This window comes from Lentimicrobiaceae bacterium (genome assembly GCA_028697555.1).
Classification (GTDB): Bacteria; Bacteroidota; Bacteroidia; order Bacteroidales; family UBA4417; genus UBA4417.
In genome coordinates this window covers 1-12,412 of record JAQVEX010000019.1, presented here as the reverse complement: position 1 = coordinate 12,412, position 12,412 = coordinate 1, and the positions used below count along the sequence as shown (strand labels likewise).

12 protein-coding genes are annotated in these 12,412 nt (G+C 34.6%); 7 read left to right on the top strand and 5 right to left on the bottom strand.

Features of this window, described 5'->3' with window-relative positions:
• Window positions 1-7: 7 nt before the first annotated feature.
• Both PHP31_04275 and mtaB read right to left on the bottom strand, forming a co-directional pair.
• Complete coding sequence (locus PHP31_04275; protein MDD3738490.1) at window positions 8-802, bottom strand: inositol monophosphatase family protein; 795 nt, start codon at window positions 800-802, stop codon at window positions 8-10.
• Window positions 799-2,100: a tRNA (N(6)-L-threonylcarbamoyladenosine(37)-C(2))-methylthiotransferase MtaB gene (gene mtaB / locus PHP31_04270; protein ID MDD3738489.1), complete on the bottom strand. Its 1,302-nt coding sequence runs from the start codon at window positions 2,098-2,100 to the stop codon at window positions 799-801. Before mtaB ends, PHP31_04275 begins: the two co-directional genes overlap by 4 nt.
• Window positions 2,101-2,526: 426 nt before the next feature.
• Here mtaB and PHP31_04265 point away from each other — a divergent pair, with 426 nt between their 5' ends.
• Together PHP31_04265 and PHP31_04260 are read left to right on the top strand one after the other, a co-directional pair.
• Entirely contained in the window at window positions 2,527-2,943 is a 417-nt protein-coding gene (locus PHP31_04265) for a transcriptional repressor (protein MDD3738488.1), read from the top strand.
• Window positions 2,944-3,096: 153 nt separating this feature from the next.
• Window positions 3,097-3,810 (top strand): peroxiredoxin, encoded by a 714-nt coding sequence (locus tag PHP31_04260; protein ID MDD3738487.1) that lies wholly within the window; start codon window positions 3,097-3,099, stop codon window positions 3,808-3,810.
• Window positions 3,811-3,875: 65 nt separating this feature from the next.
• Here the strand turns inward: PHP31_04260 and PHP31_04255 are convergent, their stop codons facing one another.
• The 3 genes from PHP31_04255 to PHP31_04245 are packed head-to-tail and all read right to left on the bottom strand — an operon-like array spanning window position 3,876 to window position 7,214.
• On the bottom strand, window positions 3,876-5,060 hold the full coding sequence (locus tag PHP31_04255; protein ID MDD3738486.1) for a SpoIIE family protein phosphatase: 1,185 nt from the start codon (window positions 5,058-5,060) through the stop codon (window positions 3,876-3,878).
• A 6-nt stretch (window positions 5,061-5,066) separates the two neighbouring features.
• The gene (locus tag PHP31_04250) at window positions 5,067-6,917 is read right to left on the bottom strand and encodes a [Fe-Fe] hydrogenase large subunit C-terminal domain-containing protein (protein ID MDD3738485.1); all 1,851 of its coding nucleotides are present in this window, start codon (window positions 6,915-6,917) and stop codon (window positions 5,067-5,069) included.
• Window positions 6,918-6,920: 3 nt separating this feature from the next.
• Window positions 6,921-7,214: an NAD(P)H-dependent oxidoreductase subunit E gene (locus PHP31_04245; GenBank protein ID MDD3738484.1), complete on the bottom strand. Its 294-nt coding sequence runs from the start codon at window positions 7,212-7,214 to the stop codon at window positions 6,921-6,923.
• A gap of 222 nt (window positions 7,215-7,436) precedes the next feature.
• On the opposite strand from PHP31_04245, the gene nuoE reads away from it, so the two are divergent.
• From nuoE to PHP31_04220, 5 genes are all read left to right on the top strand, one after another.
• Window positions 7,437-7,898 carry an NADH-quinone oxidoreductase subunit NuoE gene (nuoE, locus tag PHP31_04240; GenBank protein MDD3738483.1) on the top strand — a complete coding sequence of 154 codons (462 nt, stop codon included), beginning with the start codon at window positions 7,437-7,439 and terminating at the stop codon, window positions 7,896-7,898.
• 18 nt (window positions 7,899-7,916) lie between these two features.
• Window positions 7,917-9,845 carry an NADH-ubiquinone oxidoreductase-F iron-sulfur binding region domain-containing protein gene (locus PHP31_04235; GenBank protein MDD3738482.1) on the top strand — a complete coding sequence of 643 codons (1,929 nt, stop codon included), beginning with the start codon at window positions 7,917-7,919 and terminating at the stop codon, window positions 9,843-9,845.
• Between the two features lie 12 nt (window positions 9,846-9,857).
• Window positions 9,858-11,546, top strand: a complete 1,689-nt coding sequence (locus PHP31_04230; protein MDD3738481.1) for a [Fe-Fe] hydrogenase large subunit C-terminal domain-containing protein — start codon at window positions 9,858-9,860, stop codon at window positions 11,544-11,546.
• 15 nt (window positions 11,547-11,561) lie between these two features.
• Window positions 11,562-11,954: a response regulator gene (locus tag PHP31_04225; protein MDD3738480.1), complete on the top strand. Its 393-nt coding sequence runs from the start codon at window positions 11,562-11,564 to the stop codon at window positions 11,952-11,954.
• 79 nt (window positions 11,955-12,033) lie between these two features.
• On the top strand, window positions 12,034-12,412 hold a 379-nt coding region (locus tag PHP31_04220), incomplete at its 3' end, for a riboflavin biosynthesis protein RibF (protein MDD3738479.1).

Genomic DNA, 12,412 nt, shown 5'->3' with positions numbered 1-12,412 from the left:
TTACCATTTACAATCCAAACATCTCAAGCGCCTTAATAGTTTCTTTATGTGCTGTGGGAGCGGCTGCAACTATTTCGGCTCCGAATAGGTAATTATTGCCGTTTTTAAAATCGCTGACTACCCCACCCGCTTGCTTTATTATGATGACTCCGGCGGCTACGTCCCATGGTTTTAGACCAAACTCGTAAAATCCCTGAAATCTGCCGCAGGCAGTATAAGCAATATCGACTGCTGCCGAACCTAAACGTCTGACTCCCGACGAATTGCTTAAAAAGTATTTAAACACTTTTACATACTCGTCCATTTTTTCGTACTCTTGATAAGGAAAACCTGTGGCAAAAAGCGATGAAATAAGTTCGGGTTTGTCGTGTACCGTAATGACTTCGCCATTCAAATACGATTTGGAATTTTTATAAGCATAAAAACATTCATCTAAATTTGGCTCATAAATTACACCGACAACAATTTCCGAATCTTCCATAAGAGCTATACTTGTGCAATATATCGGAACTTTATTAACAAAATTGGTTGTTCCGTCCAAAGGGTCGATAATCCAGTTGTATTTTTCGGCTCTGTGTGTTTCAACACCTTCTTCGGTGATAAATCCTGCTTCGGGCAATATTTTTTTCAATGCCTCGACTATCATTTTTTCGGCGTTAACGTCAACGTAAGTAACAAAATCGCGTACGCCTTTGTTTTTAATATCCGTAACCTTAATTTTTTCAATTTCGGTCATCAAAAAATTGCCGGCGACCTTTGATATTGCTATCACGCTGTCGCATATATCTTTATAATTTATCATGATAAAATTTTAACTGTAAAACATTCATCTTCAATATCTAACAATACAACGTCGGTAATTGTATTTACCAATTCCTCGTTGTATTCTGATTTTACTCTTATATAATTTTCGGTAAAACCGTGCATAATATTGTCTTTATTATCTTTTTCCCACAACACTTTAGCTTTCAAACCTTTATGCTTTTTATAAAATTCCGACTTTTTACGCAAACATAATTCATTCAACCTATCATGCCTCATGTTTTTTGTGTTGCCATCAACTTTAATATCAAAGCCGGAAGCAACCGTATTTGGACGGTCGGAATAGGTGAAAATATGCAAATCGCTTATGTTTAAAGATTTGATAAAATCGTAGGTTTCGTTGAATAATTTGTCGGTTTCGGTAGGAAAACCGACTATAACATCGGCGGCTATGTACGCATCGGGAATAACTTTGTTTATATACTTAACTTTTTCTTCAAAAACACTTCTTTTGTACTTTCTCCTCATATCTTTGAGAATAGTGTCAGAACCGCTTTGCAAAGGAATATGAAAATGCGGCATAATATTTTTTGCCGTCGCAGCCAAATCAATTATTTCAAAAGAAAGCAATTCAGGTTCAATTGATGATATTCTGAGCCGTTCTAATCCATCGACTTGCGAAAGCTGAACAAGCAAATCGTAAAAATTTTCGTTGTTAGGTTTGCCGAAATCTCCAATATTAACTCCCGTCAGAACTATTTCCTTAACTCCCGAACCGACAATCTCATTGGCTTGCGAAACAATATTTTTTATAGTATCGCTCCGACTTTTACCTCTTATATAAGGTATGTAACAGTACGAACAAAAATAATTACATCCGTCTTGAACCTTCAAAAAAGAACGTGTCCGCTGACCGATTGAGTATGAGCTAAAAAAGCTATTTACTTGTTTTATTGGACTTACGTCAACGTGCTTTTCGGAGTTAACGCTGTGTGCATTAAGTATATTTGAAAGTTGATTCTTATTTTCGTTGCCAATTACCCAGTTAACATTCTTCAGATTTAAGTATTTATCAGTATTTCCTTGCACATCGCAGCCAATAACACCAATTAGCGAATCAGGAAATCTTTTAGCCAAACTTCTAACTAAAGTAAGGCACTTTTTCGATGCAACCGAAGTAACCGAACAGGTATGAATAATAAAAATATCGGCATTGCTTTTAATATCAACTACTTCGAATTTATTTTTGTCTAAATTATTAGTAATGGCACTGGTTTCGGCAAAGTTTAATTTGCAACCGAAAGTATGAAAAGCAATTCTTGTTTTACTATTTACCATGTTGCAAAGGTACTTCTTTTGCTTTTTTAAAGTGTATATTTTTTATTTATTGTACTAGAAATATCTTTAATTATGAATTAGCTGTTGGCTGTTGGCTGTTGGCTGTTAGCCGTTGGCTTTTAGCTTCTGGTGATGAGTGATGAGTGATGAGTGACGAGTGGAATTAGTTACGAGTTACGAGTCGGGAGTTTTGAATTCAGAAACTCGGAACTCAGAACTCAGAACTCTAAACTTCCAAAAACCACCAATCACCATCCACCACCCACTAATCACCATTCACCATTCACCATTCACTATTTTAAAGTTTATCTGACTGTATTAATATTTCATTAATCAATTTTTCTTGTTAAAACTTGTTAAGAACTATTCTTAATTAAGAAAAGTTATTTATCTTTGCAAAGTATTAAATAAGAATTATTCTATTTTATGAAAACAACGGAAGAAATAGGAAATATTTTATCGGAAAAGGGCTTGAAAGTTACGCCTCAAAGGATTAGCGTGTATAAAGCGATTTACAATTTGCATACTCACCCAACCACCGAAGATATAATTGAAGAAGTGAAAAAAGACAATGCGTATATTTCTAATGCTACTGTTTACAACGTATTGGACAGCTTTGTCAAGAAAGGTATAGTTGAAAGAATAAAAACTGATAGAGACAAAATGAGATATGATTTAATGCTTGAAAACCATCATCATATATATTGTTCTAATAGTATGGAAATAATGGATTTTTATTCGGAAGATATTGATAAGTTCCTTGAAAAATATTTTACCGACAATCCGATAAAAAATTTTAATATAAAAAGCATACAACTCCAAATTAACGGAGAATATAAATGAAGTTAGAAATTAGAAATTAGAAATTAGAAATTAGAAGTTAGAAGTTGGAAGTTGGAAGTTAAAATATAAACAACAACAATGAAAAATTAAATAAAAACATATATAATAAATAGAAATTAAATTAAACAATAATCAATAAAAATTTTTAAAACAATGGAAGAAAACAAAATGAATGAAACTATTGCAATGCCACGTCTTGGCGAAAAAGCTCCTGAATTTACAGCTGTAACAACACAAGGTACAATTAACTTTCCGTCTGATTACAAAGGGCATTGGACTATCCTATTTAGCCATCCGGCAGACTTTACACCGGTTTGTACTACCGAATTTATGACCTTTGCTACAATGGCAGAAGATTTTGAAAAAGCTAATTGCAAACTTGTAGGTCTTTCGGTTGACGGACTTCACAGCCACATTGCTTGGCTTAGAACCATCAAAGAAAAAATCGATTACAAAGGAATGAAAAATGTTGAAGTTAAATTCCCTTTAATTGATGATGTTAGCATGAATGTAGCTAAAAAATACGGCATGATTCAACCCAACACATCTGCAACTTCGGCTGTTCGTGCGGTATTTTTCATCGACCCGAAAGGTATTATCAGAGCTATGATGTACTACCCACAAAGCACAGGACGTAATTTCCCCGAATTGTACAGAGTTCTTATTGCACTTCAAACCACCGATGAATTTGGCGTTGCAACTCCAGCCGATTGGCAACCAGGAGACGAAGTTATTGTACCTCCTGCAAACACGTGCGGTGTAGCACAAGATAGAACCGAAAAGCCAGGCGATATGAAATGCTACGATTGGTTCTTCTGTACAAAGAAGTTAGAAAAAGAAACTATCATGAAAAAATTAATCAAATAGCAAATGTGAATTTAGTTAATTTTAAAGCTGCCTCAGGTTTGGGGCAGCTTTTTTGTTCATCTTATTTATATAAACTGAATAAAGACTTGTTTCAAAAATTTTGTTTCAAGTGTTTTGGCTATTCGTCTTACAACCGTTCGCCTGATTTCCAAGTCGATGGGCAAATTTGGGTCTTGATGAGCAATATTAATGCGAGTCCCGATAACAAAATGAATTTCGTCCGATTCGATAAACATTTTTACAATCAAATCGGCGGGACCCTTCCCTATTCTATATTGTGGCGAATAATTATTCAAAATATCCGAAACCTTGCTGAGCGTAAGTATACCTTCGGTAACCAAGTCGATACCGGGCATATACGAAATTGGGGGAAGTTCATCATCTTCAAACTCAAAGCTATCAACAATTTCGACACCAAGTTCTCTTGCAACAATATCGCTTGTTGTAGCTCCGCAAACAATTTTTTTGCCTTCAAAATCTTTTATAATATTGCCTAATCTTACGTCGTTGACTTTTTCGTAAGGTGGACCGGTAGAAAGCAATAATTTACGCGGTTCGCGATAATATGTAACCAAGCAACTTGTATCGTCTTTTAACTTGTATCTGCCGTTAAGAACAGCCATATTGACGATTTTATTAGCCAACTGCGAAGCTGATATTGTAGTATCGGAACTAACCAATTTTAAAACATACTCCTGAACATTCTCTTCAGTCCAACCAAAAGGGTACTTTTCGCTTCCCATTCCCGACTGCGTAACTCCGTCGGAAGTGCTGATAATACGGTCTTCCTTTTGATGCTTAAACTTACACAGATGCAGTTTTTTCCCATAATTCTTCTCCGACTCTAAAACTATAGTTTCCCAATTGGGATCAAATAATTTTTTATTTCTAACAATAAAAGTTCTCGGATTGTCGTACTCAAGAATTTGAGTCTCGCCGTCGAAGTTTATATCAATAATTGTAAAAGTTGAATAACTTATTTTTCTTTCGCTACACTCCGGAAGTGTATTCATAATAATTTCGGCAATTTTCCTGAAATCTTTATATTCTTCGGTAAATTTTAAAGCCATAGTAGCCGTTAGAGTGCTTAAAACATTGGCTTTAACGCCATGTCCCATTCCGTCGCTCAAAACTGCAATTATTCTATTTTCTTCCAAAATTCTTTTCGACAGGAAAGTATCTCCACAAATACGTTCCTCATCGTGGTTTTTTTGAACAGCTCTTACCTCAACAAAAAATTGCTCTTCCATTAGCCATTATTGATTTTTATGTGACTCAATTATTGAATTAAGCATTTTTTCGGTATTAGCTCCTGCTTCACCCAACAAAAATGCTATTTTCTGCACTAAGTTTAAGTTTAAGTCTATAACTTCGGTTACTCTACTTACAACTTCCTCGCTTCTAACCTCTGGTGTGTGCATATCTCGCAGTACGCCGCCGGCTATTCTGTTTTTCTTAATGCTGAAAATATTCAGTAAAAGCAATTTATCGTTAAGTGGAATATCTCTACCCACAACGTCTTCATCGCTATTAATAACGTAAGTAAACAACTTATATACCTGAACAGGAAGTATTGTTTTTAAATCGGCTCCTTTTAAGCCGGGAATAATTTCGTTGATTTCCTTAACTTCATCTCCTAAAATATTAATAAAACTTTCGTTAGAAGTTAAGATTTTCAAGTCTTTATCTACTAAAAATATTGCCAACGGAAGTTTTTGAATAAGATTCTGAAAGTCTTCTAACTTGTCTTTATAATCTTGAGCTTCATTAACATTTTTTCTGTTAGCAACAAGCAAATCCGAATATTGCTTTTGAAGTTTTTCGTTGGTACTATTTAAAGTTGATATATATTCGTTTTTACTTTCAACCATATAGGTGGAGCACAAACTAGTGTTAATAACTTTATTGGCAACTGCTTCGGCAAAGTAATCGCAGTTTTTAAAGCCACAATTTCCACAATCTGCACTTTTATCACCATCTTTTTTTATGCTCTTCAAAATTTCTTGTTTTCTTTCTTTGCTGACAGCTGGGAATTTTTGATTGTTTTCGGCATAATCAATATCCAAGTCCAGGTCGGAGTACTTTTTAAGTTCGTTATTCCATTCGGCTATATTAAAGTCCTTCATACGTTTTAAAACGTATTTGTTGAGTGATGAAACTCTTTCCTGCCTTTTTTTATCGGTTTTCATGCCAAGACCCATAATACAGTCGTCGCAGTAAAACAAATTGAAATGCTTGTGAATATCTTCAAAATTGTTTTCAATTTCTTCTAAAGTTTCAATAACCGATTTGTTTCCTCGAGAGGTAATAACGTTACTGTTTAGCAATTGATAATCGATTCCCGAAGCTGTTAATATTCCTTCAGCTATGGGATAAATACCGCCTTTGTGCCCGTATGGTGGCGAAAAATCAGAGAACTCTATGGCGCTTTCTTTAATGTTGAAATGATTAAAAAGTTCTCTCAACTCTTTAAAAGTAAGCACCGTATCAATAATGCCGTCATACTGTTTGCGATGAATATCCATTTTGGCTGCAACACAAGGTCCAATGTACGTTATCTTTATTTCTTCGCCGTACAGCTGTTTCATTATTTTTGCAGTAGCTATCACAGGATTGACAATAGGAACCAAGTTTTCGACCAAGCCAGTATAGTATTTTTCAACAAGTTGCGTAACAACAGGGCAGCAGGAAAACAAATAATACTTACCCATAAAATTGTTAACGAGTTCGTTGTATTTTTTCCCGACAACATCAACTCCAAAAGCTACTTCATGAATGTTTTCAAAGCCAATAGATTGTATCATTTTTACAAACTTGCGATAATCGGCAATATCTGCAAATTCGGCGGCAATAGCCGGATCGACAATAGCAACAACCTTATTCGACGATTTTATTAAATTTATTGTTTCGGGTTTCGAGTCGTAATAAGTTAATGCATTAATCTTGCATGCAATTACACAATCGCCGCAACCTGTGCATCTATCGGAATTGATAGTTGGAAAACCTTCGTTTGACGATATTGAAATAGCTTGAACAGCACAATTCCTAATACAAGCATAGCACTTGATGCATTTTTGGTAGTCTATAGAAATAAATGGACTATTCATAAATTAATAATTTAACAGATCCAACTTAAAAAATTCATCAAGAATAGATTTTATATTGTTTTCGTTAACATTTTCCAAAACTTTACCGTCAAGCATAATTGTGGGACCATTGGCACAATTGGCAAAACAGCGTTTACCATAAAATTTAACCTTAGCCTCTAATCCGTTTTCTTTTAAATAGTTTTTTATAATTTTAACCAAGCTTTTATTACCCCTCGAAAAACACGAACTACCTAAACAAATAACAAATTCGGGTATTTTATAATTATCCATATTAAATTCTTGATAATCTTCCATTGTTTGTTTTTTTGTGAATACAAATATACATTATTTTTCGTGTTGATGGAAAAATTAACAGTTTGGCAAAACTATTTTTGAAAACAAACTATTTCCACACTTGTAATTATAAGGGTTTTGTAAAATGTTTAGAATTTGTAAATTTTTTATAATATTAAAATAAATATATATGTCATCAACAAAGTTGTAATTTTATTATATATTTGTATAAAAAATCCGACAATGTCCGACACAATAAAATCAATTATCATAAGCTATCCTCCTGATGCTCAGGAGCAGTTACTATCAATACTTCAATCGTTGCAAGACGTAGAAGGTTACCTTACCGAAGAAGCCATATCGGAAGTATGCAGTTACCTTAAAATTCCTAAAACAAAGGTCTACGGTATTGCCTCATTTTACGACCAATTTAGGTTTAAGCCTAAAGCTAAAGTTATTATCAAAGTTTGCCATGGCACATCGTGCCATATAGAAGGGGCTGTCAAGCTTGTTGATGAAATTAAAAATGTTATTGGTATTGGCATTGGCGAAACAACCAAAGACAATAAGTTTAGTTTGGTTACAGTTGGCTGTATGGGTGCTTGTAGCAAATCGCCTGTGATTAGCTTTAATGACGAATTTTATATTTTATCGAATCCCAAAGAGATAAGACTTATTATTGAAAAATATCAAAACGAATATTAACACCTAAACATTAATTAAATGTCAGACTCATTACTTGCACAAAGCCTAACAGCATCGGAAAATTTGCTAAGCGCTGCCGAATACGATAACAAATGCAGCATTGCAAGATACGATATTATTAACCGACCTGTTGTGTACATAGGATTGGGAACATGTGGAATTATATCGGGTGCTAACAAAACAAAACAAGCCATTGTTGATTATTTGAATGAAAAGAATGTAGAAGCCGATATTGTTGAAGTCGGCTGTATTGGAATATGCTCGTACGAACCTATTGTTGATATTCAAATTCCCGGGAAAGCTCGTATTTCTTTCAAAAACATATACTCCGATATGGTTGAAAAACTATTGGACGACGTTTTTAATCAAGTTATACCAACATCGTGGGTTATTGGTCAGTATCAATCGGACATACACTCAACATGGGAAAATATACCTTTTATAAATCAAATACCATTTTTAAAATATCAGCATCGTATAGTTTTAAAAAATTGCGGTATTATTAACACAAACTCTATAGACCATTACATTGCTTTGGGTGGCTTTTCCGCTTACAAAAAATGTATCAAGAATTACAGCCCCGAAAAAGTCAGAAACATTGTTACCGAAAGTGGCTTGCGTGGTCGAGGTGGAGGCGGTTACCATACAGGTCTTAAATGGGAAAATGCCTGCAAAAGCGATAATAAACAAAGATTTCTGATATGCAATGCTTCCGAAAGTGATCCTGGTTCATTTATGGATAGAGCTATTATTGAAGGAGACCCGTTTCTGTTGCTTGAGGGAATTGCTATTGCAGCATACGCTATAGAAGCATCAAAAGCTATTGTTTACATAATGACCGAATATACCAATGCCTACAACAAAATAAAGCAAGCGGTTGATATTATGAAACAGAATAAGCTTTTAGGCAGTAATATTTTTAATTCCAATATTGATTTGGAAATAGATATTATTAAGAGTCCTGGAGCCTTTGTCAGTGGCGAGGAAACCGCTCTTATAAACAGCATAATGAGCAAACGAGCAATGCCTCATCATAAACCGCCTTACCCAACCGAACAAGGCTTGTTTAATAGTCCTACGGTTATAAACAACGTTGAAACCTTAGCCAATATCCCAAATATATTACTTTACGGACCAAATAAATTTAAAGAAATAGGCACACCCCTGGCTTCCGGCACAAAAGTATTTGGAGTTTCAGGTAAAACTGATATTACCGGACTAGTGGAAGTGGTTATGGGTACAAAACTACATGATATTGTTTATAAAATTTCGGGAGGAATAAAACAAGGTAAAGATTTTAAAGCTATTCAAATTGGCGGACCTTCCGGAAGTTGTTTACCCTACTCTATGCTCGATATTGAAGTGGGCTACGAAACATTGTGGGAGCATGATACAATTTTAGGTTCGGGAGGTATAGTTGTAATGGACGAAACAACTTGCATGGTCGATATTACAAAGTTTTTTATGTACTTTTTGCAAAAAGAAAGTTGCGGCAAGTGTATTCCATGCCGAGAAGGTAGCAGACGTATATACGAAATACTTCAAAGCATTACAAGTCGTTCCAAATCGAAAGACGAAAACGAAGAGCTTAAAATATTTAAAAGTGTATTGCAACTGACCGAACTTGCTAAGGTTTTAAAAGACACTTCGTTGTGCGGCTTAGGGAAAACAGCTCCTAATCCATTGCTTAGTGCACTTAAATATTTTAAACACGAATTTGACGAACATATTTTTGACAAAAAATGCCGTGCAGGTTTTTGTACCGAACTTAAGCTTTATGCTATAAACACCGATAACTGTACTGGCTGCACTCTATGTCTGAAAAAATGTCCTTCAAATGCTATTGTTGGGCAACCCAGGCAACCACACTATATTGTTGAAGATAAGTGTATAGGTTGCGGTATTTGCGACGAAGTATGCAAATTTAATGCTGTTTTCATTCAATAAAACAACAAGATTATGAATTTTGAAATAGAAGTAAACGGAAACTTAATTAAGGCAAAAAACGGCGAAACAATTTTGCAAGCCCTTAATAGAAACGGCATACAAGTGCCCACACTATGCCATCTTAAAAACTTAAACCCAACCGGAGCTTGCCGAATGTGTGTTGTAGAAGTTGAAGGAAAAGAAAGCCTTATACCTGCTTGTTCTCATCCGGTTGAAGAGTGGATGAAAATTAAAACTCACTCTACAAGAGTTATAAAGGCTCGTAAAATGAATGCCGAACTGCTACTTAGCAATCATCCCGAAGAGTGTTTGTTTTGCGATAGAAACGGGAACTGTGAATTGCAAAAAATAAGTGAAGAAATGAACGTTAAAGAACGACATTTTTTCAAGAAAACAGAAAAGTACAGAGCTGATTATACAAATATTTGTTTAATTCACGACCCCGCAAAATGTATTCTCTGTGGCAGATGTATTAGAGTGTGCGAAGAAATTCAGCATATTACAGCTATCGACTATTTGGAACGCGGTAGCGATATGGTGGTCGGTACAGCTTTTCACCAAGGACTTGATAATTCGGCGTGTATAAGTTGCGGACAGTGTATATTGGTTTGCCCTACCGGAGCCTTGTCGGAAAACCAAGATCAAGATATTATTATCGATTCACTTAGTAATCCCGATACAAAATCCGTAATACAAGTTTCTCCTTGTGTAAGCTTTTCAATTGCCGAAGTTCTTAACCTAAAACCAAGCTACAACCTTCATAATGTAATATACTCGGTATTAAGAAAAATTGGTTTTAATCGTGTTGCCGATGCAGCCATAGCATCTGATATTATTGCTATTGAACAGGCTAAACGTATTTTGGAAGCGAAAAAAAATGCTAACGGAAAACCCGAATTTGCAAGTTGTTGCCCGTCGTGGATTTTATACGCGCAAAAGCATTCGCCGGATTTTCTTCCTTACATTTCACCATTACCTTCGCCAATGTCGTTAATGGGTTTACTTATTGATAAAATGAGTGTCGAAAAAAAATCGTCGGACTGTAAGTTTTTTTCAGTAGCAACCACGCCCTGTATTGCTAAAAAACACGAACTAAAAGTATCTTTTCACAATAAATTCGAAAACAAAATTGATGAAGTTATTTCTACTCAAGAGCTTGCTAAGCTTATAAAACTAAACGGCATAGATTTTAATGATATTACAAGCCACCAAGATGATGAAATTATTAATTTTTCACCAACCGGTTCGGGCACAATAACTGCTGTATGTGGCGGATTTACCGAAATTATTATACGTACCTTGTATTATCTTATTACAAACTCTGATTTTGATAATCGTGAAATTAAAGAAATTAGAAATCCGAAAGGACGAACGGAATATTTTATAGAAATTGGCGGATATAAGTTCGGTTTTGCTATAGTTAACGGCATTAGTAATGTTGGCACATTGCTCGATGAATTTAGAAAAGGCAAAAACGACATAGATTTTGTTGAAGTTGCTGCCTGCAATAATGGTTGCATCTCGGGCGGCGGACAACCTATAAACACCAAAATAGATTTCACTAAAAGCAGAATTGAAAATATTTACAACTACGAAAAAGAAACAAATTCATTTTATCCGTACAATAATAAGAATGTGTTAGATTTGTACGAAAATAATATAAACAACAACTTGTTGAAAAAGCTTAATGTTAATATATAAAATCAATATCTCCCTATGAAACGAAACAAAATACTTATCATTGACGATGATATAGACTTTATTAACAAATTGAAAGCAAGGCTTAAACAGCATGGCTACGAAATAATTTATGCTGAAAATCAACATGAAGGCGAAAAATTAATTAAAGAAGTTGAGCCTAATTTATGTGTTGTTGATTTGGTTATGGATTCACAAATTAGCGGTTTTATACTGTGTTACAAAATAAAAAAACACAACCCTGAAATCCCTGTAATTATTGTTAGTTCGGTCAGCTCCAAAACTCGTATAAAATTCGATATTACCCACGAAAATCACAAACAGTGGATATATGCCGACAGTTATTTAAACAAGGATGTGGGACTTGACGAAATTGTATATACGGTCAACTCGTTTATGAGCAAAAAATAATAGATTATGCAAAACAAAAAACTGCCTGAAAACCATAGACTAAGAAACCAAATGCAGACAGCTAATCAATAATAGTTTCATGAATATTTTTTACGACATTGATAAAGCACACGAAATAGTCAGACCTGTTGTTACTGTCGGCACTTTCGACGGAATTCACGTCGCTCACAAACAAATTATCGATGAATTGAATAATTACGCCGAAAAAATTGGTGGACAAAGTACTTTGATTACTTTTTTTCCTCACCCAAGACAAGTTTTACAACCTATAAGCGACTTCAAGTACATTCTTACACAAAACGAAAAAATTGAACTACTAAAACAAACATCTTTTAAAAACCTTATCATCATTAACTTTGACCTGAATTTTGCCAAAACGAATTATCAGGATTTTGTTGTGAATTATTTGGTAAATAAATTAAACATTTCGGCTATTGTTTTAGGCTTTGACCATCATT